The sequence below is a fragment of the Paenibacillus sp. MB22_1 genome, from assembly GCF_047200555.1.
In the GTDB taxonomy this organism is placed as follows: Bacteria; Bacillota; Bacilli; order Paenibacillales; family Paenibacillaceae; genus Fontibacillus; species Fontibacillus phoenicis.
Genome location: NZ_JBLADV010000001.1, coordinates 447,807 through 474,073, shown reverse-complemented (window position 1 = coordinate 474,073; position 26,267 = coordinate 447,807). Strand labels below are relative to the sequence as shown.

Here is a 26,267-nt window from a genome sequence, read left to right as displayed (position 1 = left end):
GCAATATGCCACTAAAGCAAATGCCCTAGGGCAACGGACCAAAGCACACCTCAGTGCCCCCATGGAAACTTACAGGGCCGGCATCAGGCATGGTTCATCTGCTTGCGATATGCGGAAGGTGAGGTACCGACATATTTGCGGAATTTGCTGTGAAAATAATCGACATTGGTGTATCCGACCTTTTCGGCCACCTGATAGACCTTCAGGCCTTCCTCTAAATAGTGTTTAGCTTTCTCGATCCGCACCTTGTCGAGGTACGTGTTAAAGTATTCTCCGGTCGTGTTCTTGAACAATTTGCCTAAATATGCGCTGTTATAGTTGAAGATGCCGGAGAGCGTCTCCAATTTGAGGTTTTCGTTATAGTTCCGGTGAATCAGATCCAACATAATTTTGACTTCGCGGTGTTTCCCGTCTTCGCCGAGCTGGTTCATGATCTGCTGCAGCAGATGCTCTGCCTGCCCGTTTAGCTCCAGAATGGAGTAGGCTTTTTGGATTTTCGAGTACCCGTCGGAAAACTCTTTGCTGCGATTTTGCAGCTCCGGCGACTGCTTCAGCGCCTTACTGAAAATCGTGGTCAGCAGCTCCACATAACGGTTCTTGATTTCGTTCTCCATCGCACCTTCAGCCTTATACGCTTCGCCCAGCTGGTGCAGCAGAGATTTTACGGCATCGCGATTACCGATATCTACCGCATAAAAGAGCTGCTCGCCCAGCTCTTCGGTCGTAAGCTCCGGTCCCGCACTCGCACCAGCCCCCGCATCCGTTCTGGCAGACAGGCTGTCTGGCGTTAAGATCGTTCCCTGATCAAGGAAGAAATGGCGGCGGACCAAATCACATGCCGTCCGGTACGATTCCCGAATCTCCGCCATGCATCCCACCTTCTCGCCAAGCGCCACGGAATAGCAGATGCCTAAATCGGACAGCTCGGCAGCAAGCTCGCGATAGATCCCCGCAAGCTCCACGGAGAGAAGCGGCTCCTTGAGCAGGACGCCAAACTTGGAATGGATCGCAAACACCCAGCCGCGGCCAGGCTCCTCGAACTGCCGGACCAATGCTTTGCGGATCAGAGCGTTAATTTGGGCATCAGCGTCCCCTTCCATTTGCGGGGCAAGCAGCAAAATTTGAAACACCTTGCCGCTGATACCTACTTCATGAGCCCGCTCGCATAGCGGAGTAGGGTCCTCTTCGTCTTCGCCGGTCAGCACGGACTGGATCAACGCTTCCCGGTTCCACTCCGTTGTGACGTGCTTCCACTGCTCGGATGCTTTCTCTTCGTCGATCGTCAGCTTGATTTTCCAAAGATAATCCTTGAGTTCATCTTCATCTACCGGCTTCAGCAAATAACCATCCGCCCGGTATGTCATCGCCTTCTTGGCATAACTAAAATCCGCGTAACCGCTAAGAATCAAAATATGCAAATTCGGATCTTGCGTGCGGAGCTTCTCGATCAATTGCAACCCGTCCATCCCCGGCATGCGGATATCGGCCACGACCAGATCGGGATGATATTGCTGATACTTTTCCAGCGCTTCATTCCCGTTGGCCGCCGTATCCACAACTTCGTAGTCATAGGCTCCCCATTCGATAAAGGTCCGCAGACCCTCCCTAAGTTTCGGTTCGTCGTCAACAATCAGCACTTTAATCATTTTGCATTCCTCCGGCCGGAAAAAATTTTGTTTTCCCCAGCATTAGATAAAGCGTTTTCAATGTAATTATAGGTTAATTTTCGAACAGCTCACAAACATTATTCTGTTCATTTATTGCACTATTTTGATGCCTCGCCAAAAAAAGCTGCCCTACCTCATCCCTAGATGAGTGGTAGAGCAGCCATTCTGCTTCGTCGTGCCGCTAGGAACTCGCGCCGGAGTAATGCACGCTGGAGTAACGCGCACCGGGGTAACGCGCGCCGGGAGTAGTCCAAACCTATGGATTCGTGCGGACCGAGTCGGGTACCGGCACTCCGAAGTTTGGCGTGCCATCCTCGTTCCATTCCAGAATTTGGGCCCGGGTATGCCGGTTCGGATCGTACAGCGGATCACCGTCGATCTCCTTGTAATTCCGGGCATGATAGACCAATACATCCCGCCCGTCCTCCGAGACGGTAAAACTATTATGACCTGGTCCATACTGTCCCGCCGCTTCATTGGTCGCAAACACCGGAAGCGGCGATTTTGACCAGGAGCTAGGGTCCAGCAAATCTGCCGATTCGTCCGCGGTGAGCAGGCCCATACAATAATGATGGTCGGTGGCGCTGGCCGAATAGCTGATGAATATACGCCCGTTCCGCTTCAGTACGGCCGGTCCCTCGTTTACTTTGAAGCCGATCGTTTCCCAATCGTATTCCGGCGTGGAGATCATGACCTGCTCCCCGGTCAACGTCCAAGGGTTGCTCATCCGGGAGATGTAGAGGTTGGAGTTGCCTTCGATACCTGGGTCCTTCTGCGCCCAAACGTAATACCGTTCCCCCCGGTGCTCGAACGTCGTCGCATCCAATGCAAACGACTCCCACCGCGTACGGACTTGCCCTTTCTCCTCCCATACGCCTTCAAGCGGATTGGCGGAGGTGTTCTCCAGCACGTACATTCGGTGATCAAACAATCCTTCGTTCGTCTCGGTCGTTCGCGCGGCGGCAAAATAGATATACCATTTTCCGTCGATAAAATGGATTTCCGGAGCCCAAATATTGGCGCTCAGCGGGCCGGTATCATATTTGCGCCAGGCCACCACCGGCTTGGCATCCCCCAATCCTTGCAGCGTCTTGGACCGGCGAATTTCGATCCGGTCATACTCAGGTACCGAAGCCGTAAAGTAATAATACCTGTCCTGATGCTTATAAACCCATGGATCCGCCCGTTGCTCCACGATTGGATTTCGATATTCCTGCGTGTTCTTCATCTTGGTTTCTCCTTCTCTTTCTGTCATCTCGTTACGTTCTGGCCTTCCTCATACAGCTTGCGGACCACCGCTTCTGGAATCGGCACGTCGTAAACCCGGAGTTCGTCCATCTTCCCTTGGAAAGGGGGATCCCACCAATTCACCCCTAGGCTGAACATACCTTGATTATCCGTGAAGATATCCGGGAATCCCGTTCCCGTAAACTTCAGTTCCCCGTCAACGTACACCTTCACGTTCCCGGCATCGACGGTAAAGGCTACGTGATGCCACGCTCCCGCCGAGATCCGCGAACCCGTTGTCCCGTCATACCAGGCTTCACCGGACCACAGCATCGTGTTATGATCCCAGGAATCCGGCACGAGGCTGATCCAGCTTGTATTGGATTTCGCCCCAAAGAAGCTGGTCGTAAATTGGGTAAATTGCTGCGGATGCAACCAGAGGGAAACCGAATAACGGTTCCCTTGAATCAGACCGTCATCCAGCCGAATGCCGGATTTCCCATCAAACTCGGCAGCCAACCCCTGGACTCCATCCGTAAAAGTGATCGCTCCGCCTTCGGTATCAAGCTTTGCCCCGGTCACCGCTCCATCGCCAAACCGTCCTTCGACCTCCGATAAATTCCCCTCAAAGCGATAGTGGGCTCGCAGTCCATAGTTAAGATCAATCGGAGCAACGACGATCTCAAACGTCTTGACGGCTTTCGCTTTCCCCTTCGTGATCGTTGCGGTTAACGTAGCGGGAGCATCGGCTTCTCCCGCATCGGGCGGGTGGATGACCCCGGTCTCTGAAATGACGCCTGGATCGGAGGTGGACCAGACGATTTGAGCCCCATGCGTCCCTTCCAATGGCAATGTCAGGTTGTTCATGACTTTGCTGGTATCGCCGAGCGTTAAGGCTTCCTGCACCGCCTTAACGACCTGGCGGTCGTTCATCTCCGGCTGCTGAATGCCCCAAATGGCGGTGCCTTCGCGAGAGATGGCCGTAAAGGTCATCGTCTCCCGCCCTTGGTTCTCGTCCCAGCCTTTGACGAATACGCCGTGGTAAGTTACTCCCTCAAGGGTCAGCTCCGCTCCATAGGAGCCGTTTAGCTTCCAGGTTCCGGTTATCGAACCCGAAATCGTATGGTCTTTGTTCAAAGTAAGGTGGACCGAAGTAGGGACCTCACCGGAATAGCCAAGCCCATGATTCACGAACTGATAGTCGCCGACCACCTTGGAGGCCGTCACTTTCTGCAGGGATTCCCCGGCGTAACGCGTCGGTGCCATGACCAGCCACCCGTTTTGGTTCATAAACAGCTGGTGCACCCTGACTTCGTGAACCTCTCCCCGTTGCGGGAAGCGAGTATGGAACACCGAGAAATATCGCTTCGTCTTCTCGTCATAAAATAGCGAGTTATGCCCTGGCGAAGCATAACCGTAACCGATTCCCGTGCCGGGATCGCCTATTTTGCGGTCGAACAGGAAATTGCCGACCATTTTGATGCCGTACGGCGCGTTATCCGTATCGCTGGGCAGCACGGCATTTTGTCCGGCCGCATCGAGATAAGGGCCGTCTGGACGTTTCGCCCGGAACTGCCGCAGGTTGTAGCCGCCGTTCGCCCCCAGCCAACCATAGGAAACGTTCAAATAGTAGTATCCCGAAGTTTTATCGTATAAAATGTAGGGCCCTTCGCCGGACTTCGTATAGCCTCCGGCGATTTTGGTGCCAAAATATCGATCCACCAGGCGTCCGTCCGCTGTTGTGCCGTCTTTGCCGGGATATTTCACCTGACCGGTGACCGGATCCAGCTCGACGATGAAGATTCCGCCGGACCAGGAGCCGTACGTCATCCACAGCTTGCCGTCCTTATCGAAGAACAAAGCGGCGTCAATTGCGTTCGGATACATGGCATTATTATAGGAACCGTCGCTGTTAAACCAATTCGGACTGGCCTCCTTCAGCCTTCCCTGGTCCACCAGCTGCTTGAGGTTCGTATTCGTCCACTTCTTATCGACCCGGCTGTTCTCGTCATACGCCGTCTCCTTCGTAAACCCGGAGTAAATAATCGTGTCCACGTAGGTGTAGGGGCCTTCGATATTTTTGGATACCGCATAACCAATCGCAGAGCGGATATAGGTGGACGAAGCGCTGTAATACATCATATAAGCGCCCCTCGTTCCGTCCGCATTCCGGTATTTCTCATTCCAGATCATGCCCGGCGCCCAGACCGCATACCCGCCTTTACTGTCGGCATCGTCCTCTCCCGCCCAAGCGAACGAACCGGCCAGATTTTGAGACAGATCGCCGTAGATCACGTTCCCCGGGGTTTGATAGCCGTTGGTAAACGTCGTCCAATTCATCAAATCGGTTGATTTGGCGGCTTCGATATGCGACCCAAAGACATAATAGGTCGAGCCGGCCTTGACGATGTTCGGATCGTGGACCGAGACATTGGTAAACGCGGGCGGTCGCTTTTTCCCCGAGGCCCCTCCCGCACTCTCGCTTTCCGTTGCCCCGCGTTTCCCGGCATCCGTATCGCCGCTGCTCGCCCACCCTTCGGCAGGGATGAGCATCGTGAAGATCAAGAGTAAACCCAGGCACTTAACCATACTTTTCAACGGACTTCCCTCCTTCATAAGGTTTAGGTTATGATTTGATGATCAAGGTTACCAGTGACATGGCCGGCATTTTCACGTGCAGCGTGTCACCGGCTACGTGAACGTCCCGGAGCGGAACCGGCGTAACCACATCCGGTTGCTCAAACGTATTGTGCGCATTCATCGTTGCAGCCGTTAACAAAGTTCCCGAAACCGAAGCCCATTCCGCGTGATTTCCTCGCAACTCGAGACTGACCTCCGCAGCCTGTCTCGGATCGATATGAACCAAGCTGATCTGAATGTCGCCTTGGGCGTTCTTCGAGGCGGACACCGACAGGGCCGGAAGTGTGTCGTCGCCATTCGCCGAAGCAACCAGCGATGACTCGGTCGACAACAGCTCTGCTCCTTGATGGACCTTGAACATATCAAACGCATGATACGTCGGCGTTAGGATCATCCGCTCACCTTCTGTTAAAATCATCGCTTGCAGGACGTTGACGGTCTGGGCGATGTTCGTCATCTGCACCCGGTCGGCGTGATGATGAAAGATGTTGAAGTGAAGCCCGGCCACCAGTGCGTCACGGATCGTGTTTTGCTGATACAGAAATCCCGGATTCGTGCCCGGCTCAACGTCGTACCAAGTACCCCACTCGTCGATAATCAAGCCGATACGCTTCTCGGGATCGTACCGATCCATGATCGTACTGTGCTTCGCAATTAATTCGTCCATGTGCAGCGCTTTTTTCATGGTCACGAACCACTCGTCCTCTGAAAAATCCAGCGCCGAACCCTTCCCCAGCCAGAAATCGCCGGGAATCGTGTAATAATGCAGGCTTAACCCGTCCATGAGCCCGCCGGCCTGTTGCATCAGCACTTCGGTCCAGCGATAATCGTCCACATTGGCCCCGCCGGCGATTTTATATATCCGGTTATCCCCATAATTGCGGACGTAGGTTTGATAGCGGCGATACAGATCGGCGTAATATTCCGGACGCATGTGGCCGCCGCATCCCCAATTCTCATTTCCGATGCCAAAATAGGTCAGCTTCCACGGCGCGCTCCTGCCATTCTCCTTACGCCAGTTCGCCATCGGGGATTCGCCGTCAAATGTCATATACTCGACCCATTCGGACATTTCTTGAACCGTGCCGCTCCCCACATTCCCGCAAATATACGGCTCGCATTCCAGCAGCTCGCATAGCAGCATAAATTCATGCGTCCCGAAGTGATTGTTCTCGATAACGCCGCCCCAATGGGTGTTGACCATCCGCTTGCGGGCTTCCTTCGGGCCTACGCCGTCCTTCCAGTGATACTCATCCGCAAAACATCCTCCGGGCCAACGAAGCACCGGAACCTTGATCCGCTTCAACGCCTCCAGCACGTCGTTACGTATCCCTTGCGTGTTGGGAATCGGGGAATCTTCTCCGACCCAAATCCCCTCATAGATGCATCTGCCCAAATGCTCGGCAAAATGACCGTAAATATTTTTGTTGATGACCGCTTTCGTCACGTCCGTTTGAATGATCACTTTGTTGTTCACGGTTTTTCCTCCACCCTAAATTCATTTATCCTTTAATGCCTGAATTCAGATTGATCGATTGAATAAAGTATTTTTGCGCAAAAACAAACAGCAGCAGCGTTGGAATGATGGCCAACATGGCCGAACCCATAAGCTGTCCGATCATGCGATAGTTGCCGTAGATATCCTGAAGCAGCAGCAGTCCCGCAGTCACCGGCATTTTGTCCACGTCGGTATAGACGATGACCGGCCAGAGGAAGTCGTTCCAGGAGCCGACAAACGAGAACAGGCCGCAAACGATGAGGATCGGCTTGATAAGCGGCAGGATGATGTACGAGTAGATCCGAAAATCTCCGGCCCCGTCAACCCGGGCGGATTCATCCAGGTCGGTCGGAATCCCTTTCAGAAACTGCCTGACCAGAAAGATGTTGCCCATACCCGCCAAACCCGGAATAATCATCGCCCATGCGGTATTCACCCAGCCGAAAATATCGATGATTTTGTAAGAGGGGATAATGTTGACGACTCCCGGAAAGAAGGAAATGCCCAGCAATGTAAAAAACAGCGTGTCTCTGCCTTTAAAGTTCATTCGAGCATACCCGTAACCCGTGATGGAGATGATCACGATCACGAGGAACGTATGTGTCACCGCAATGAATACGGAGTTCGTCAGCCAGCGCAGGATCGGAGCCGTGGACGTATTCTCCAGAATCGTCACGTAATTGTCCAGGATCCATTCCACGGGAAGCAAACGGAAGCCCGTTGACACCACTTCGGATTGGGAGCGGAAGGAAGTCGAAATCCCAAATAACACGGGAATGACCCAAATGACGCACAGGAGGATCAAATACAGGTATGCGATATACTTCGATATGCTGATTTTCTTCGACATCTTGATTTACACCTTACCTCTCGTTTCCATAATCCATCACAGGATGCGTCAATTGGCGTTTCGGTTCATGACGTAATACTGCAGCGCCGAAATGACCAAAATGACCATGCCTAGCAGCACCGCCATCGCGGATGCCATGCCGGCAATCGATTCGCCATGACCAAACGCTAATTGACGGATGTACATCATGAGAACATGCGTCGATTGCCGCGGTCCGCCATCCGTCATCATTAAAGGTTGGCCAAAGACGTTAAAGGCCCCGGCAGTGGTCATGACAAAGGTATAAATGAGCGGAAAACGGATCGACGGCAAGGTGATGCTGAAGAATCGCCGGGTCGCGCCGGCTCCGTCGATCTCGGCGGCTTCGTACAAGTCTTTGGATACCCCGGCAATCGAGGCGCGGTAAATAATCATGTTCCCGCCAACCCCGCCCCATACGGTGATCACAAAAATAATGATCCAAGCATAAGGCTGCGTCGCCGCCCAAGCGACCTGCGAATGGAAGATGTTCCCCGTAATCCCCAGCTGTTTGTTAAAGATAAGCAGCCAGATCAAAGCGGCAGCGGAAATGGAAATCAAGCCCGGAATGTAAATAATGGACTGGATGATGCCCTTCAATTTGACCTTCTTATGCTCCAAGGCGACGGCCACCGACAATGGGATGACGATCAACAGCGGAACGCTGATCACGACAAAAATGAGGGTATTCCGAAGCCCGTTTACGAATTGGGTGTGGAAGGTCGAGGTTTCATCAAATAGGATCGTTTTGTAGTTAGCCCATCCGACCCAGGTCGGATCGTTCATCAAGTTCCACTGAGTAAACGAAGCATATATCCCGTATACGGTCGGAATCAGAATGAAGATCAGGAACAAAACCAGGTGCGGACCCACAAAGAAAAACGGCGCAAAGGATTTCTTGTTCATCGCCTTTCCATATCTCCTTTTGGAAAAATCATGTGCCAGACGCATCGTTCCGGCACATGATTTCTTTCTGTTTATCTAGAACGCAGGCTCAGCTTGCACTGCCCGTAGTGCTCTCGGCAATCTTGTCCTCGACGAACTTCTGCATCGTCTGCAGCGTATCATCCAGATCGACGTTGCCGCGAACGATATCCGCGCAATAGGTATCAACCGCTTCGGCGATGTAAGGGTAATATTCGTAGGTATAAATATAAAGGGACTGGGTCTCCTTCTCATTGGAGGTGAAGAAGGATTGCATATATTGCTGATATTCCGGACTTTCGATCACTTGTTTACTCGCCACGATTTGACCTGCTTTCGCCCATTCCAAGGAGTTCGCGCGGATGAATTCCAGGAAAGCGCCGATGCCGGCTTCTTTCTCATCCGATCGTTCGTCATTTTTCAGCATCGCAAACAGGTGGGACGAAGCGCGGTTCGTGAACTTGTCCGGCGTCGGAGAATAGATGTTCGTCACCCCGAAGTTTAGACCCTCAACCGCAGCATGGGCCGTAGAACTCCAAGTACCGTCCGTCGAGAACAAGACGTTGCCGGATTGGAACATTAAGTAGCCGTCTTCGCCAAATGGGGTCATCAACCCGGCATCGGCAATTTTCTTCACCTCTTCGAAGGCTTGTCTCATCACCGGCGTATTCACAGCCGGCTTGCCGTTTTCTTGGATGTCTCCTCCAAGGTTTTGCACTTGAGCTAAAATCACCCAGCCGAGCAGCGCATCATTGACAACGTAATCACCATCCTCCAGCTTGCCTTGAAGCGACAGCATTTCGTCGATGGTAACCACGTCGTCGTCCAAGAAGGATTCCGCGTTGTACTTCTTGAGCAGATCCTTGTTGTAATACATCGTGTTGCTATGAATGTCGAGCGGAACGGTATACTGCGTTCCATCGATGTTCCCCGTCGCCCAAGCCTGCGGAAGGTAGTTCTCCTCCTTAATTTCCGGCTGCGCGGCAATCGCACCGCCGATAGGTTCCAGCACGCCTTGCTTCACAAAGCCGGGAACACGGTCCGCGTGGATGATCGCCAAATCAGGAACCCCTTTGCCAGAGTTGAGCACCGTGGAAATTTTGGTATACATGTCTGCGGTAATCACATGCTTCACTTTGAACTCGGGATTGGTAGCGTTGTAATCCTTGACCAATTGATCCATGTAAGCTCCGTCATCGCCGGTTAACGGCGTCCAGAAAGTAATCGTCTTCTTGTCCGAGCCGCTGCTGCATCCAGATAGTACTGTCACGCTTAAAAGAACTAAAACCAAAGATAAATACAACCACTTCGTTTTCATGTTTCTTCCCCCGTTTTGAATAATTAATATGATATGAAATCGGCCGGCGCTGAAGCCGTCCGCAAACGTCCGCAGCGCAGGGCCGTTCTATCCTTTCACCGCTCCTGCCGTCATCCCGTCGATAAAGTATTTTTGGAAGGCAACAAACAAGATGAAGATCGGAATGATGGAGAAAAAGGAACCAACAATCAGCAAATCATAGTTGTTCCCGTAAGGGGTTAGCAGCGTCTTGAGCCCAATCGGCAACGTGTATTTATTGGCATCGCTGAGCACCATAAACGGCCACAGGAAGTTGTTCCAGCTGTTCATACCGTTGAGAATGGCCATCGCGGCAAAAGAAGGCTTCATCACCGGCAAGATGATCCGCACGTAGATTCCGTACTCACTCGCTCCGTCGACGCGTCCTGCGGCGATAATTTCCCGGGGAATTCCCCGCAAATACTGCCGGAAGAAGAAGATCGTCGCCGCGCTGGCGATCCCCGGCAGAATAATGGCCGAATACGAGTTCATCAGCCCGATATCGTACGTTAACGTATACAGCGGCAGGAGCAGAATCTCGAACGGAACCATCATGATCAGCAGGACGCAGATGAACAGGGTATTTTTCCCTTTAAATTCATAAGCCGAAAACCCGTACGCCACCGTAGCGCTGACCAGCAGCGTCACCGTGACTTGGACGACCGTCAGCAGCAGCGAATTAAAAAACCATAAGAAATAGGAATGATTGCCCGTAAACAAGTAAACAAAGTTATCCAAGCTCATGACCGATAAATCAAACTTCAGGTTCAGCCCGTACCGGATCAAATCCTCCCCAGGCTTAAAGGAAGCCAGCGTAACGGCATAAAACGGCAGAAGCACCAGCACGCACAGGAAGGCGAAAAACACGAACAAAACGATTTTGATCAGCAAGCCGCGCTTCGATTTCGTCATGCTTCCTCCTCCTTCTTAAACATGCCAGTAAAGGCCAACTGCGTCAGGTTAATCACCATCGTAATGACGAGAAGCACGATGCCGACGGCGGCCGCATACCCCAGGTTGTTCTTCTCGATCCCTTGACGGTATAAGTAACCCACGATGGTCAAGCCGATATTTTTCGGAGAATTGTTGCCGTTCCAGAGCATCATACTTTCGATAAACATCGCCAGACCGGCATAGATGCTGATCGTTAAGACATATATCGTTGTTGGCTTCAACAGCGGCATCGTGATCTTCGTAAATCGCTGGATGGGAGAGGCGCCATCGATTGAAGCGGCTTCGTAGTATTCGTCGGGAATATTTTTGAGTCCAGATAAGAAGTAAAGCATGTTTACCCCGGTCCATCTCCAGGTCGCCAGCGCCAATAAGGCGATAAAGCCGGTCGTTTGTCCTTTCAGGAATTTGATCGGCTCCACGCCAAACAAGCCCAAGAAGCTGTTGATGAGCGACCCTTCCATTTCACCGAACATCAGTCGGAAGATCGTCCCGGCCACCACCACCGACGTCAGCGCCGGGAAGAAAAACGAGGACTTGAAAAATTCCCTCGCCCACATGAACTTGTTGTTGATCAAAACGGCAAACAACATCGGAAACGGGATCAGGATCACCAAGGTTAAGACCATGTAGATGGCGCTGTTGGTGACGGCCTTAAGGAAGATCCCGTCGCCCATCAATTTCTCGTAGTTGTCTATGCCAATCCACGCTGCTTCCTGACCCAGGGTCACTTTCTGGAAGCTCATCCCAAAGGAGCTGATCAGCGGATACACCCAAAAGATGAGGAAAACGAGCACGAACGGCAACACAAATACGTAAGGAGCAACCTTTTGCGAGTAAAGGAATTTTTTAACCATCGCCCTACCCCTTTTTAAACAGAGCTACTCCCGAAGGAGTAGCTCGCTGCTTATTTCGATTACTTCAGCTCCTGCTCGATTTGCGCTTGCGCATCATCCAGAGCTTGCTTGATATCCTTCCCGTCTTCAAAAATCTCGTTTAACGTCACCGTGCAAAGCACGTTGTTGATCGTCGGCGACGCCGAGGTGGATTTAATCAATCGGATTTCGTCCTTGATGTCGTTCAGCACGTCAAATGGATTATTAATGAAGTATTGGACAAACTGGTTGTCCGGGTTATGAGTAACGTCCTTCATCTCCCAAACGTCCATGTTGACCGGGTCAAAGCCCAGCGTATTCCAGATTTCAATATTGGCATCCTCCGACAATTTGGCGAATGCGAGGAAATCCTTGGCCAGCTCGATGTCTTTGGCCGTTTTGGTCACGACCGTCCCGGTTCCGCCGCCGCCGACCGAACGCGGCATCCCTTCTTTGATGACCGGAATCGGGGCGATCGCGATTTTGCCGGAGAGGTCCTTCATATAGTTCGTGTATCTCGACATTTGCCACAGCGGCATGAAAGCGGTCGCATAGTTGCCCGCATTAAACTCTCCGTACGCTTCCTCCGTATCGGGCTGCCCGCCGGCGATGGTGGCGATGACATGGTTGTCTTGCAGGTCTTTCAGCAGGGTGAGCGCCTTCACTACGGGCTCCGAGTTAACGATCGGGTTCCCGGCGTCATCGGTGAAATCTGCACCTTGCTGTGCCAGCAGCTGGGAAAGCTGCCATGTTGCACTCGTATCGGCGGTGCCCATGTACTTGCCCGTTTTCTCATACACTTGAATTCCGGCTTTTTTGAAATCTTCCCAGGTCACAATCGACTTGTAATCCACTCCGGCTTCTTCTAAAATTTCCGTGTTGTAGAACGCCACCGAGGCGCCAACGTGGGTCGGGATACCGTAATTCACGCCGTCCTTGCTGTAGAGGTCGATTCTGGACTTGACGATCGTGTCCCGGTACGGGTCGATGACGTCATTTAATTCAACCAGCTGCGGCGTCCCGGCCAAGAAGTCCGGGAATTTGCCCAGCTCGATATCGGCGATGTCCGGCGCACCAACGCCCGTCTGCACGGCGATCGATAATTTGTTGTGCATGTCGTCGTATGGCATCACCGTGACGTTCAGCTTGATTTGCCGATCCGGATTGGCGGCGTTCCATTTCTCCAGCATTTTCTCAAAATGTTGTCCATGCAGTTCCACGAACGTCCAATAGGAAAGCTCTATCGCGTCTTCCCCCGCGCCGCCGTCCAACACGGAGGTTTCTCCCCCCGCTGTGGTTGACGTCTTGCCGCAGCCCCACAGCCATGTGGCCATCGTTAACACTAACAGCACAGTCCAAACCTTTTTCTTCATCCTTGACCCTCCCTGACAAAATAAAATCTACACACTCCACTTACAGTCGGTTATCTCCCACTTCTCTAGTAGAACCGATGGTCAATCGATGACCCGAAGAAGCGCTCACCGGTTGTGGATAGCTAGGTGTTGTCATCGTCTCAAAGGGTGAATGAAGCAGTTGCTTCCCAGAAGCGTCGGTTTCCTTAAGCTCTCGCTTGACCCAGGCGAATCACGTTCCAGGAAGCTTTAGCTAAACAGGCTTTCACATAACCGTCCTGGCATACCGCATTTCCTCCGGTGTGAGGCTTCACATTTTCCTGGTCCGCCGTATTTACGGCCTTCAGGTCTTCGTGCTCCAGCACAAGGTGCTCGATCACACGGTAGCCTTCGAACCCGCGAATATCGCAATCCAGCTCAAGAGCTTCCTCCAAATGGCGGTTCACCGCAAAAATCGTCAACGTCTCGTCTGCTTCGTTATATACAACCGCGCTGTCCAAATACGGAACATCGGTATAATCCTTAGTGTCGTATACCGGGGAGTCGACAACCGGCTGCAGCGAAACGCCCCGTCCAAAGAGCGATGCATGCATGTAAGGATAATAGATCGTCTGCTTCCAGGACCGCCCGCCATTCTCCGTCATGATCGGGGCGATGACGTTCACCAATTGGGCCATGCAGGCCATCTTCACCCGATCGGCGTGGCGCAGGAACGTAATCAGCATGCTTCCGACCAGCAAAGCGTCCTCGAAGTTATAGACATCCTCCAGCTGCGGCGGCGCAATTCCCCAAGGCTCCAGCTTGGCGTCGGCATCGTTGGAATGGTACCAAACGTTCCACTCGTCGAAGCTGAGGTACATCGTTTTTTTGCTGCGTTTCTTCGCTTTGACATAATCGCAGGTGGAAATCACCGTACGAATGAAGTGGTCCATATCCATCGAACGGGCGAGGAAGTTCGCCGTATCGTTGTCCCGGTTGCCATAGTATTGATGCAGGGAGATATAGTCGGCCACCTCGTAGGTATGCTCCAGCGTTACCGCTTCCCATTCCGGGAACGTTGGCATCGACGAGCTGGAGCTGCCGCAGGACACCAGCTCGATATCGGGATCGACCAGTCGCATCGCCTTTGCCGTCTCATAGGCGAGCCGGCCGTATTCCTGCGGCGTCTTCTGTCCGATTTGCCAAGGACCGTCCATCTCGTTGCCCAGACACCAGGTCCGGATCTTATGGGGCTGCTCGTAACCATGGCTGCGACGCAAATCGCTCCAGTAGCTGCCCCCCGGATGGTTGCAGTATTCCAGCAGGTTGCGGGCCGCATCAACGCCGCGGGTCCCCAGATTCACCGCCATCATCACTTCGGCACCAACCTCTTTGGCCCATCCGGCAAACTCGTTCGTGCCTACCCAATTCGGTTCAACCGTCCTCCAGGCCAACTCCAAGCGTTTCGGCCTCGATTCAACCGGACCAACCCCATCCTCCCAGTTATACCCGGAAACGAAATTCCCGCCGGGATACCGGATGATCGGGACGCCCAGCTGTTTAACCAGCTCCTTTACGTCGTTTCGGAATCCATGTTGATCTGCTTCCGGATGCGAAGGCTCATAAATCCCCCCGTAGACGGCCCGGCCCAAATGTTCAATAAAGGAGCCGTAAATGCGCCGATCTACTTCCGCAATTTTAAAGGCTTTGTCGATGACCATCGTTGCTCGCGGTGCTGTTGATGACATGTTGACCACCTTCCGTTTTAGTAAATATTAAATTATTTCGAATAACCTTGAATGAATCCGTTTACAGGTATAAAATAACATATGAAAATTGGGGTTGTAAATATATTTATCTAAAACATTTTATGCTTATATAAAATTAATGAGGCAAACGATTCCATACCCCGTGAAAATGCTGAAAAAACGCCTGAAAATTCAATGGAATAATGAAATTTAGTTTAAAATATTTTGAAATTAAGCGTGCATTTACTACAAATTTAATCTATTTTCTGAACCTGATTTACATTTTTTGATTTGATGCTTTATTAAACGACTGAGTTAGTTTATAATTATCTAAAATAAAACTACCCACTATTTATTGGAAGAAGGTTCGAATATCCGATGATCTATATTAAGGATTTGATGAGCGGGATCGACATTTTTAAAGCGTTAAGCTCGGAGATCAGGATTCAAATCCTCGAACTGCTGGCCAAAAATCAGGCCTTAAACCTCAACGACCTGGCTACCAAGCTGGGCTTAAGCAACGGGGCGATTACGATGCACATCAAGAAGCTGGAGGAAAGCGGCCTGATCGAAATCAATACTTCTGTTGGCAAGCATGGCATTCAGAAGATTTGTTATTTGAACAAAGACAAGCTGATGGTCGACCTCCGGAGCAAGGATGTCGACAATTTATACGAAGTGGAAATCCAGGTGGGCCATTACAGCAATTATCATGCGGTCCCTACCTGCGGTTTGGCTACGAAGGACAGCATCATCGGCGATTTCGACGATCCGCGTTACTTCGCCGATCCGCAGCGAATCGACTCGGAGATTATTTGGTTGTCCGAGGGCTTCCTGGAATACCGCATCCCGAATTACCTGAAGCCAAACCAGACGTTCCGGGAAATTCAATTCTCGATGGAGCTGGGCTCCGAGGCGCCCGGGTATTGCGATAACTATCCGTCTGACATCTATTTTTACTTGAACGGTGTCGAAATCGGTTTCTGGACGAGTCCGGGGGATTTCGGTGACGCACGCGGCACGTTTAATCCGGATTGGTGGCCGCCGCACTTGAACCAGTACGGGATGCTGAAGCTGATCCGCATTAACAATGAGGGCAGCTTTATCGACGGATGCCGCATCTCCGACGTTACGCTGGAACAGATCAAGCTGGATTACAAAAGCGAGCTGACGTTCCGCATCGCCGTCACCGACAAGCCGATCAACAAGCGCGGCCTGACCATCTACGGCAAGAACTTCGGCAATTACAGCCAGGACCTGCTGGCTCGGGTGCTGTATGATGTGAAGGAGCAATAGCAACAATCCAAAAAATCAGCCTCCAGGTTATCGTTAGGTCCTGAAGGCTGATTTTTTTCATAATGAGTATCTTCTTACATCGTTTGCCCGTTGTCGATGGTGAGGCTCTGTCCTGTCATCGAAGGCTGCTCCAGAACCGACGAGATGAGTGCGGCGATCTCCTCCGGCGCAGCGATTCGGTCCAAAGGCAGTTGGGAAGTTAGCGACCGCCTCTGCTCCTCTCATCCGCCCCACCAACGCGTGCTGACTGCTCCAGGAGCTACACCGGTCACCCGTACATCCGGCACCAAAGCATGGGCCAGCGATTTGGTCAAACCGTTCACCGCCGCCTTGGATACCGCATAGGGGACCGAGGAGCCTTTGCCCGTAATCCCTGCAATACTGCCCACGTTTACGATCGCCCATGGCAATATACCGGGTGATGCTGGCGTTATTGACCAGGTAATCGATCGTTCCAAATTGCTTGACGATTTGGGCGACCATAGAGATGACCTCCTCGTTGTTTGAAACGTCGGCGCGAATCGCAATCGCCCGGCCGCCAAATTGCTGAATGGTTTGCACAGTCTCTTGGGCCTCCGCCTCTGAACGGGAGTAATTGACGGCAACCATTGCCCCGCGTTCAGCCAGCAGCGTTGCCGTCGCCCGGCCGATCCCCGTAGCGCCCCCGGTAATTAGCACAACTTTGTTATGGTAACTCATGCTTCCATCTCCTCCTGTAAGCGAAGTACACTCGATTTATTTTTTTCAGCCGACTGGCTGTTACTGCTTCCCTGCCAATTCACCAGGAACACCCCTACACAAGTCAAAGCCCCGCCAACATAAACGTACCAAGCGATCTGCTCACCAAGCAGCAGCCAACTGCAAATGACGCTAAAGATCGGCACAAGGAACAGGAATGAACTGGTTTTGCCTGGATCGCTGTGGCTGAGCAAATAAAACCAGATCGTAAATTGAATAATGGAACAAAAGATCACGAGCCAGATGACCACGGACGCGGACGACAGGTTCAATTCAAAGCTGGGATGCTCCCCTGCAAAGCTGAAGATTAACAGCATCACGCCGCCGAGCAGCATTTGATAGGCGGCCAGCACTCTTTTGTCAAACGCCGGACCGATGTGATTAATGATCAACGTGGCAACCGTGAAGCTGGCTGCTCCCGCCAAGGCAAAGACCATGCCGGGGTTTACGCTCAAGTGTATCCCAAAGGTGATGACAACGCCGATAAACCCAATTACCACGCCAAACCATTGCCTTACGCGATAGGCTGTACCCATCAAAGCCCCCCAAAGGATAAGCATCAGCGGGCTGGTGCTTGAGATGATCGCCGACTCCCCAGAGGTGATCCAACGCATACTGTAGGCGGTGAACCCCATCACCCCAACTGATTGGAACAAACCGAGCAGCAAAATTTGCAGCCAAGACTTCGCACCTCTCGGTTGAGGTCTTTTGGCGCTGAATACGGCGAGCAATCCCCCGGCGAACAAAAAGCGGAGCCCCATCAGCATGAGCGGGGTGGTATGCATCATCCCCAGCTTGGCAGCGGGATACGCCGTCCCCATCAAAAAAGTCGTCAGCAACAGCAAACCTGTATATTTGTAAATATTCATGAAGTCGTTTCCTCCTTAGGCGTCAGTTTCATGATTTGTATTGTGTCGGAGGTTTTTAATTATGTATTATGATTGATAAAGATATCTGATATCATTATTAGTGATGACAATACATCAAAGAGGGGGCTCCTCGCATGGATAGCGCGGAATTGCGTATATTTCAGGCCGTTGCTCGGGACGGGGCGATCACGAAAGCTGCCGCCCGGCTTGGCTATGTGCAGTCCAATGTGACGGCCCGTATCAAGCAGCTGGAGACGGAGCTGGGGACCGATTTGTTTTACCGGCACAACCGGGGGATCACCTTAACTTCCAGCGGCAAGATGCTGTTAAATTACGCTGACAAAATCATCGGTTTGCTGGACGAAGCGGCGTCGGCACTCTCCTTCACCGGCGAGCCTAGCGGCCCGCTGCTGATCGGCTCGACGCAGACGACGGCGGCGGTGCGTATGCCTAAGCTGCTAAGCCAGTATTACGAAAAGTATCCGAAGGTGGAGTTAATGTTGCTGACAGATATGTCCGATCGCCTGTTGGAGAAGGTGCTGCAGTACGAACTGGATGTCGCCTTCGGGAGCTTCCGATCCACGCATGATGAACTCACCCGTCTTCCTGTCTTCGACGAGGAGGTTGTGGTTATTTCTCCGCCGGGCATCGAGAGCTTGGATGAAGCCTTATCGAAGCCAAGCTTGGTGTACAACCGCGGCTGCACCTTCCGCGAACAGCTCGAGGACATGAAGAAAGCCCACGGCAGAACCAACGTAACCACGATGGAGTTCGGCACGCTGGAAGCGATCCTTGGCGGCGTCTCCGCCGGACTTGGCATCTCGCTGTTGCCGCGGATGGTCGCCGAGCAGAAGGCGCAGGAAGGCGCCGTGCGGATTCACGAGGTTCCCGAGGCGATACGCCACATGAAAACCGAGATCATTTACCGCAAAAACTCCCAACCAACCAGCGCGCTCCGCGCTTTGATCGAGTTGCTGGGAGCGCAGGAGAAGTTAGTTTCTTAAGTGGAAGGGGCGCGTGGCGCGTCCTATCAAGGTAATCACGGCGGTGCGGTGATCATGGCGGTGATCGCGGTGATGGGGTGAAATAGCGGTATAAAATGGCCTTATTTTGCCTGCGTCTCTGGATTTGCTGATGAATAAGGCCATTTTGGGGCCTTATTTTGGGAGTGTGGCTCGGTTCTCCCCCATTTCAGGGGGGATCCGGCTGGATAAGGGAAATTTTTGGCGTTATTCTGGCCAAAAATTCGGATTTTTGAAGAATAGCGGAATAATTTACCGCTATTCACAGGACGAGCCGGCTGGAGCTCCGATAAAGTGGAGCTCCAGCCGGCTCGTTTAACGCGGCCGCGGCTCGCCCGGCCGCGGCTTGGTTCGCGCGCTAGGCCTGCTCCGCCTCGTTGAGCGCCCGCAGCAGCGTGCGGCGGTCGCGCACGCGGTGGGCTTCGCGCAGGCTGCGCGCGAACAGCTCCTCGCCGATGCCCAGCTCGGCGAGGGTCGACGGCCCGCCGGCCTTGCGCAGCAGGCCGCGGAGCTCGGCTTCGCCGGGCAGGTCCCGCAGCCAGGCGCGGACCTGCTCCCGGTGCTCCCGGAGCGCCGCAGGCTCGGCGCCCGGGAGCATCCCTTCGCCCGCGGCGTGGTACACGCGGGCGATCTCGGCGCAGGCAACGCCAACTTTGGCACCGTGCAGCAGCGCTCGCCGACCCTGGCGCAGGTACTCTATCTCCCAGTAATGGGAGAGATGGTGCTCTGCGCCGGAGGCAGGGTGCGACTGCCCGAACAGCAGCATGGCGATGCCCGATTCGATCAGCGCCGTCATCAAGGCGCGGATCCCTTCTTCCGTGCGCGCGCCGATAGCATCGGCGTGCGACACGCAGCTGCGCAGCGCGCGCTCGGTAATCGCCGCCGCCTGTTCGTCATAAGGTTCCCCCGCCGTCAGACGGGAGAACTTCCAGTCGAACAGGCTGGTGTATTTACCGAGCATATCGCCAAAGCCCGCAGCAACCAACCGCTGCGGGGCCGCCATGAGAATATCAAGGTCAGCAAAAATCGCCACCGGCGGCACAGCCGGCACCGTCTTTTTGACCCCGCGTACAATCAGCGGCGCGCCTGCAGAGGTGAACCCGTCCACGGACGGCGCGGTCGGCACCGACACAAACGGCTTGCCGGTCTTGTGGGCGGCAAACCGGACGATGTCGTGGATCGTTCCGGAGCCCACCGCGAGGAGCACATCCGTCTCGTCAGGACGGATCTCCAGCAACAGCTGAACAATCGCGATCTCGTCGGCGACCACATCGCCTTGCGCGTCCGGTTGAATGAGGACAACGCGCGTATTCACGCCCTCCGCTTCCAGCAAACCCATGAGCTGCTCTCCCGCCGCATACGTATGATCGTCCGCCACCAGCAGGACATGGCGATAACCCTGTTCCCGCAAGTAAGGAGCAACCTTCCGGATCACCCCTCGGTCTAGTTCAATCTCCTTCAACTGCTCCAACTGTCTGTCTTGCAGCACGTTATCCCCTCCCTTGACCATCCATCAACTTCCTGCAATTTTCTGAAAACTTCTTCAGGACCCTACGATTTGCCGCATTTCCCCGTAAAGCGAAAAAATTGCCCTATCCCTTTCCTCGCGACACCCCATGACACCCCATTCCAGCTCGAATCGGCGCCCATGGACTTAGGGCAAGAGGGTATTCGATCCTTTACCTTCTGCATAAACAACAGGTGGGCGAGGCGCACAGTCCTTGACAGGCCAGCCACTCCTTCGCCCCGCTTACTCCCACTCTTACTCCGCCGCTTGCTTGATTCGCTTCAGCCGCTTCATCACGTCGTTTTCGCCGCGGCCGAAGTAGTCGTGCAGCTGGCTGTATTCCTGATACAGCTTCTCGTACACTTCCACGTGTGCCGGGATCGGCTTGAACGTTTCCTCTTTGACGCGGGCCATTTTCTCGGCGGCATCTAGGATCGAATCGTAGCCGCCCGCTTCCGCGCCTGCAGCTACTGCTGCGAACATCGCCGCGCCGAGGGCCGGTGTCTGCTTGGAATCTGCCACAAAAATCTCACGGTTCGTCACATCCGCATAGATCTGCATCAGCAGGCGGTTTTTCTGCGGCAATCCGCCGCAGGCATACAACGCGTCAACTTGCACGCCGTTTTGAACAAACGCGTCGATAATTTTGCGCGTGCCAAAAGCCGTTGCCTCGAGCAATGCCCGATAAATCTCCTGCGGTTTGGTCAGCAGCGTCATCCCCAGGATCATCCCGGTCAAATCCGTATCCACCAGCACAGACCGGTTGCCGTTCCACCAATCGAGCGCGAGCAGGCCCGTTTGCCCCGGTTGATACGCAGCGGCTTCCCGCTCCAACCATTGGTGCACAGTCAATCCTTCCTTCTCCGCCGCCTCCTTCACGTACGCCGGCAACGCTTCTTCAACATACCATTCAAAAATATCCCCCACAGCCGACTGCCCGGCTTCATAGCCGTACAAGCCCGGAATGATTCCGTCCTCGACCACGCCGCACATGCCTTCAACCTGCTTTTCTTCCGTCCCCAGCAGCATGTGGCAAATCGAGGTCCCCATCGCCATAACCAGCTTGCCCGGCGAGACAACACCGACAGCTGGCACGGCTGCATGCGCGTCCACGTTGCCCACCGCCACGGCGATGCCTGGCGTCAGGCCCATCATCTCGGCCATCTCCGGCAGCAGTCCGCCTGCATTCGTCCCCAGCGGAATCACGTCGCCGCGCAGTTTGGTATCCGTCAGATCCTCCAGCCGAGGATCCAGAGCTTTAAAATACTCCTTACTCGGATACCCGTCCTGCTTATGCCAAATCGCTTTGTAGCCCGCCGTACAGCTGTTCCGGACGATGTTGCCGGTCATTTGCGCGATGACCCAGTCGGTCGCTTCCAGAAATAGATCCGCTTTCTCGTAGATCTCCGGCGCTTCATCGAGGATTTGCCATACCTTCGCAATCATCCATTCGGACGAGATCTTCCCCCCGTACCGCGCCAAAAACGCTTCTCCCCGCTCCGCCGCAATCGCGTTGATCTTATCTGCCTCCGGCTGAGCCGCATGGTGCTTCCACAGCTTCACCCAGCTATGCGGGTTATCGGCCAGCGCCGGATCGAAGCTCAGCGGCTGGCCTTGCGCATCCACCGGCAGCATCGTGCAGGCGGTAAAATCAATGCCAATCCCGATCACATCCGCCGGATCGATTCCCGATTCCTGGAGCACCGCAGGCACCGAGCGCCGCAGCACCTCCAGATAATCGCCGGGATGCTGCAAAGCCCAATCATGCTCCAGCTTAATCCCAGATCCGGGCAACCGCTCATCAATGACATGGTGCGGATATGGCGTCACATGGTCGGCAACCTCGCGGCCGTCCGACAAATCCACCAGCACGGCGCGGCCGGACTGCGTGCCGTAGTCGATGCCAATCGTGTATTTTTTCCCCTTGCTCATCGTAACCCCTCCCTGCATCCCATTATTTCTGCCCGTAATAGGCATTGGCTCCATGCTTCCGCAAAAAATGCCGGTCCAACAGCGCCTGATCCATCGCCGGCGTATTCGGATTGATCTGCTCCATCCGGGCGGCGATCTTCGCCACCTCTTCCAGCACAACGGCATTATGGACCGCATGATGCGCATCCTTGCCCCAGACAAACGGCGCGTGCGAATGCACAAGCACTCCCGGCACCTGGTTCGGATCCAGCCCCAGCTCTTTAAACCGCTCTACGATCACATGGCCTGTTTCCAACTCGTAAGCGCCTTCAATTTCGGCTCGTGTCATCGGCCGCGTTACCGGGATCTCACCGTAAAAATAATCCGCATGCGTCGTTCCATACGCCGGTAACGCCCGCCCTGCCTGGGCCCAGCTGGTTCCCCACGGCGAATGCGTATGCACAACCCCGCCGATGTCAGGAAATTCGCGATATAACACCCGGTGCGTTGGCGTATCGGAGGACGGGCGCAGATTCCCTTCCACCACGTTGCCGTCCAGGTCGACCACGACCATATGCTCCGGCTTTAATTCCTCATACGGCACGCCGCTGGGTTTAATGACAAACAATCCGCTTTCCCGGTCGATCCCGCTGACGTTTCCCCACGTAAACGTGACCAGTCCATACTTCGGAAGCTCCAAATTGGCTTCCCACACCTGCTGTTTTAAGGCTTCCAACATCGCAAGCTTCGTCCCCTTTCCTTATCCCATGTCATCCAACATAACAAAAGGTACGTACAAGTTACCAAGCACCTGTTTCAACCGAAGCGGCACCGCCCCGCCAAACTTCAGCAGGACGGTGACACCGCCAAGTTGTCTAGTTCCCGTTCGTTCTCTCGTTCCAGTTTATTTCAAAACCGTTCGTTCCAGCACCGAATCCCGTTCAATCAGCTCCGGTTCAAACACCGTATCGCCCGGCGTTTCCCCCCGCTCGATCATCCCGATCAGCTGGCGGGCGGCAAGCTCGCCCATCGCCGTTTTGGGGTGGGTCAGCGTCGTCAGCTTCGTGCCCGAGGCCGCCGCCAGGCTGGAATCGTCAAAGCCGATGACGGACAAATCCTCCGGAATCCGCAAGCCGCACGCGGCGGCAGCGTCCATCAGCCGCACCGCTAACTCGTCGTTGTAGCACACCCATGCCGTTGGCCGCCGATCCTCCGATTTTTGCAGCAGCTCCAGCGCTTTTTGATAGATATAGTCGCCTTTTTGCTCCGTCGTAAACGTCACCACATGCTGCGGCGACACCGCAATCCCAAAGTCCCGATGGGCCGACAGGAACCCCTTCAGCCGGTTGACGCCCTGCAGGTCATCCCTTTTGAAAAATCCGGCGATCTGCCGGTGCCCTTTTTCCAGCAAGTACAGCGCCGCTTTCCGGCCTCCCGCCTCGTCGTTCACCTTCAGGCACGGACATTCGAGCTCGGGGTATCTCGCGTTGATCATCAAATACGGAATCCCCTTCTCCTGTAACTCCAAAAAATACCCCAAATTCGGGTTCCCCTCCGCGCTCTTCGTCGGCTCGATGATCAGTCCGCTGAGCGGTTGGCTCGTCATGAGCTGCAGGCTATCCCTTTCCTTCTCCTTCGTGTTGTCCGTGCTGGACAGCAGCAGCCGATACCCATGCTGGCGCAGCTCCGCCTCCGCCCCTCGAACGATATGAGGAAAAATATAATCGGAAATATACGTCGTCATAATGCCGATCGTCTTCACCGCTTCGCCCTCCCGCCGTCCGGGATGCCGGACAAACGTGCCTTTGCCCTGGATACGCTCCAGCCAGCCTTCTTTCTCCAGTTCGCCAAACGTCTGCCGAACCGTCTGCCGGCTTAAGCCAAACTGCTCGGCAATCTCGTTCTCCGACGGAACCTGTTTTCCGGGCTGAAGCTTTCCTTGCTCGAGCCAAGACAATAATTCGTTTTTCAGCTGCATATATTTCGGAATTTTCCGGTCGTTCATGTTTCGTCCACCCTTCACCAATGCCACCGTTCTCTTTACTACCCGTTATTGTAACATAGGCCGGGCGAACGCAGAGGGCTGTTTCCACACCTTATCCAAAAGCAAGCCTGATTCACGTCACGCAGCTGCGACTCGCGTAACTGCCACTGCGATTAGCGCAACCGGTAAGCCGCATCGCTCCAGCGCAGCTCGTTCTTGAAGCGCGGTACCGAGGTATCCTTGTCGATGATCACCGCTTCAATGCCGGCCATTTCCGCCCAGTCGGACAGGTTCTCGGCCGTAATCGCGTAAGACAGCACCGTATGATGCGCCCCGCCGGCCAAAATCCACGCTTCCGCCGATTCGCGCAGCGAAGGCTGCGGCTTCCACAATACGCGGGCCACCGGCAGCTTCGGCATCGGCTTCTCCACCTTCACGCCGTCCACCACGTTGACCAGCAACCGGAAGCGATGGCCCAGATCAACAAGCGAAGCGTTAACCGCCGGACCCGCCTGGCCTTCGAACACCATCCGCGCCGGATCGGCCTTACCCCCGATGCCCAGCGGGTGCACTTCAATCGTCGGCTTCGTCGCCGCAATCGTCGGGCACACCTCCAGCATGTGCGCGCCCAGAATCATGTGATTGCCCGGCTCAAAATGATACGTGTAATCCTCCATAAACGAGGTGCTTTTGTTGTTTGCCAGCACTTTGAGCACACGAGTCAGAGCTGCAGTCTTCCAGTCGCCTTCCCCGCCAAAACCGTACCCGGCTTCCATCAACCGCTGCACAGCCAGACCCGGGAGTTGCTTGAGTCCGTGCAGATCCTCAAACGTCGTCGTGAACGCGCCAAAGCCGCCTTGCTCCAGGAACCGTTTCATGGCGATTTCAAGCTTCGCCTGATATGCGATGGAGTCGCGAATCGGCCCGCTGTTTAAACCGGCTTGCGTAATGGTGTACTGCTCGGCATACTCTTTCAGCAGCGCTTCGGCTTCCGCATCGGTAACTTCATTTAGCACCTGCACCAGATCACCAACGCCATACCCGTTCACCGACCAACCGAATTTGATTTGCGCTTCGACCTTGTCACCTTCGGTCACCGCCACTTCGCGCATGTTATCGCCAAAGCGCGCTACCTTCAGCTGCCGGCTCTCAGCATAAGCGACCGCCGTCCGCATCCAGCCCGCCAGCGACGCACGGACTTCCTCGTCCTCCCAATGCCCGACCACGATTTTGCGATTGATCCCAAGCCGGGCACCGATATGCCCATACTCGCGGTCACCGTGGGCTGATTGGTTCAGGTTCATGAAATCCATATCGATCGTTTCCCACGGAATATCGCGGTTAAACTGCGTATGGAAGTGCAGCAGCGGTTTTTGCAGTTGGGACAAGCCGGCGATCCACATTTTAGCTGGCGAGAACGTGTGCATCCAAGTGATAATCCCCGCACAAGTCTCGTCGCCATTGGCGGCCAGAATCAGCTTATAGATCTCGTCCGGCGTCGTGACGATCGGTTTAAACACCACCGGGAACCCAATCGCCGGGTCTTTGTCCAGTTGTTCTGCGATAATGCGGGAGTGGCCCGCTACCTCTTCCAGCGTTTCAGGGCCGTATAAATGCTGGCTTCCAGTCACGAACCAAAAAGAATGCGGTTTCAATTTCATGCCAAAGCGCCTCCTTATGAAAAATGATTGCTCATTAACTTGTACATACCATATTAGATTTTCCGACATCAATTCACTAATTGTACGTACAAGTTGAATTACCCTCATTGTACTTCCCTCTGCTTCAATTGACAATAGGGTTCACGAAATTGATATTCGCAAAACACCATCAAGCGCTAGCTAAGATGAACGTAAACAAAAGACAGCCCTCCAA

At 53.9% G+C, this 26,267-nt stretch carries 19 protein-coding genes and 1 pseudogene; 2 read left to right on the top strand and 18 right to left on the bottom strand.

The features are described from left to right. Positions 1–83 precede the first annotated feature (83 nt). From ACL02P_RS02080 to ACL02P_RS02030, 11 genes are all read right to left on the bottom strand, one after another. Complete coding sequence (locus ACL02P_RS02080) at positions 84–1,646, bottom strand: response regulator transcription factor (RefSeq protein WP_323077208.1); 1,563 nt, start codon at positions 1,644–1,646, stop codon at positions 84–86. Positions 1,647–1,923: 277 nt separating this feature from the next. Then, the gene (locus ACL02P_RS02075) at positions 1,924–2,895 is read right to left on the bottom strand and encodes a family 43 glycosylhydrolase (protein WP_339299640.1); all 972 of its coding nucleotides are present in this window, start codon (positions 2,893–2,895) and stop codon (positions 1,924–1,926) included. A 23-nt stretch (positions 2,896–2,918) separates the two neighbouring features. Continuing rightward, positions 2,919–5,483 carry a lipocalin-like domain-containing protein gene (locus tag ACL02P_RS02070; protein ID WP_412837307.1) on the bottom strand — a complete coding sequence of 855 codons (2,565 nt, stop codon included), beginning with the start codon at positions 5,481–5,483 and terminating at the stop codon, positions 2,919–2,921. A gap of 37 nt (positions 5,484–5,520) precedes the next feature. Continuing rightward, positions 5,521–7,011 carry an alpha-N-arabinofuranosidase gene (locus ACL02P_RS02065; RefSeq protein WP_260071842.1) on the bottom strand — a complete coding sequence of 497 codons (1,491 nt, stop codon included), beginning with the start codon at positions 7,009–7,011 and terminating at the stop codon, positions 5,521–5,523. Between the two features lie 25 nt (positions 7,012–7,036). Continuing rightward, entirely contained in the window at positions 7,037–7,882 is an 846-nt protein-coding gene (locus ACL02P_RS02060; RefSeq protein ID WP_009224211.1) for a carbohydrate ABC transporter permease, read from the bottom strand. A 48-nt stretch (positions 7,883–7,930) separates the two neighbouring features. Next, positions 7,931–8,806 carry a carbohydrate ABC transporter permease gene (locus ACL02P_RS02055; protein ID WP_009224212.1) on the bottom strand — a complete coding sequence of 292 codons (876 nt, stop codon included), beginning with the start codon at positions 8,804–8,806 and terminating at the stop codon, positions 7,931–7,933. 88 nt (positions 8,807–8,894) lie between these two features. After that, positions 8,895–10,142, bottom strand: a complete 1,248-nt coding sequence (locus ACL02P_RS02050; RefSeq protein ID WP_412836741.1) for an extracellular solute-binding protein — start codon at positions 10,140–10,142, stop codon at positions 8,895–8,897. Between the two features lie 87 nt (positions 10,143–10,229). Continuing rightward, positions 10,230–11,072 carry a carbohydrate ABC transporter permease gene (locus ACL02P_RS02045; RefSeq protein ID WP_009224214.1) on the bottom strand — a complete coding sequence of 281 codons (843 nt, stop codon included), beginning with the start codon at positions 11,070–11,072 and terminating at the stop codon, positions 10,230–10,232. After that, the gene (locus tag ACL02P_RS02040; RefSeq protein WP_412836740.1) at positions 11,069–11,968 is read right to left on the bottom strand and encodes a carbohydrate ABC transporter permease; all 900 of its coding nucleotides are present in this window, start codon (positions 11,966–11,968) and stop codon (positions 11,069–11,071) included. Before ACL02P_RS02040 ends, ACL02P_RS02045 begins: the two co-directional genes overlap by 4 nt. Positions 11,969–12,027: 59 nt before the next feature. Next, entirely contained in the window at positions 12,028–13,359 is a 1,332-nt protein-coding gene (locus tag ACL02P_RS02035; RefSeq protein ID WP_412836739.1) for an ABC transporter substrate-binding protein, read from the bottom strand. A 185-nt stretch (positions 13,360–13,544) separates the two neighbouring features. Further along, positions 13,545–15,065: an alpha-N-arabinofuranosidase gene (locus tag ACL02P_RS02030; RefSeq protein WP_412836738.1), complete on the bottom strand. Its 1,521-nt coding sequence runs from the start codon at positions 15,063–15,065 to the stop codon at positions 13,545–13,547. Between the two features lie 378 nt (positions 15,066–15,443). On the opposite strand from ACL02P_RS02030, the gene ACL02P_RS02025 reads away from it, so the two are divergent. Then, positions 15,444–16,361, top strand: coding sequence for an ArsR/SmtB family transcription factor (locus tag ACL02P_RS02025; RefSeq protein ID WP_009224218.1), 918 nt, complete (start codon positions 15,444–15,446; stop codon positions 16,359–16,361). Positions 16,362–16,435: 74 nt separating this feature from the next. Here ACL02P_RS02025 and ACL02P_RS02020 read toward each other — a convergent pair. Next, positions 16,436–17,060, bottom strand: a pseudogene (locus tag ACL02P_RS02020) (SDR family NAD(P)-dependent oxidoreductase). Beyond that, positions 17,057–17,968, bottom strand: a complete 912-nt coding sequence (locus ACL02P_RS02015) for a DMT family transporter (protein ID WP_412836737.1) — start codon at positions 17,966–17,968, stop codon at positions 17,057–17,059. The pseudogene ACL02P_RS02020 and the gene ACL02P_RS02015 overlap by 4 nt, the downstream one beginning before the upstream one ends. A 134-nt stretch (positions 17,969–18,102) precedes the next feature. Here ACL02P_RS02015 and ACL02P_RS02010 point away from each other — a divergent pair, with 134 nt between their 5' ends. Further along, on the top strand, positions 18,103–18,972 hold the full coding sequence (locus tag ACL02P_RS02010) for a LysR family transcriptional regulator (protein WP_412836736.1): 870 nt from the start codon (positions 18,103–18,105) through the stop codon (positions 18,970–18,972). A 376-nt stretch (positions 18,973–19,348) separates the two neighbouring features. Here the strand turns inward: ACL02P_RS02010 and ACL02P_RS02005 are convergent, their stop codons facing one another. From ACL02P_RS02005 to araA, 5 genes are all read right to left on the bottom strand, one after another. Next, on the bottom strand, positions 19,349–20,479 hold the full coding sequence (locus ACL02P_RS02005) for a sn-glycerol-1-phosphate dehydrogenase (protein ID WP_412836735.1): 1,131 nt from the start codon (positions 20,477–20,479) through the stop codon (positions 19,349–19,351). A gap of 273 nt (positions 20,480–20,752) precedes the next feature. Beyond that, positions 20,753–22,429 (bottom strand): ribulokinase, encoded by a 1,677-nt coding sequence (locus ACL02P_RS02000; protein WP_036644640.1) that lies wholly within the window; start codon positions 22,427–22,429, stop codon positions 20,753–20,755. Positions 22,430–22,451: 22 nt separating this feature from the next. After that, a complete protein-coding gene (gene araD, locus ACL02P_RS01995) occupies positions 22,452–23,147 on the bottom strand; it encodes an L-ribulose-5-phosphate 4-epimerase (RefSeq protein WP_009224224.1) in 696 nt (231 codons plus the stop codon). Positions 23,148–23,312: 165 nt separating this feature from the next. After that, complete coding sequence (locus tag ACL02P_RS01990) at positions 23,313–24,413, bottom strand: GntR family transcriptional regulator (protein WP_009224225.1); 1,101 nt, start codon at positions 24,411–24,413, stop codon at positions 23,313–23,315. 152 nt (positions 24,414–24,565) lie between these two features. After that, positions 24,566–26,053 (bottom strand): L-arabinose isomerase, encoded by a 1,488-nt coding sequence (araA, locus tag ACL02P_RS01985; protein ID WP_412836734.1) that lies wholly within the window; start codon positions 26,051–26,053, stop codon positions 24,566–24,568. Between the last annotated feature and the right edge of the window lie 214 nt (positions 26,054–26,267).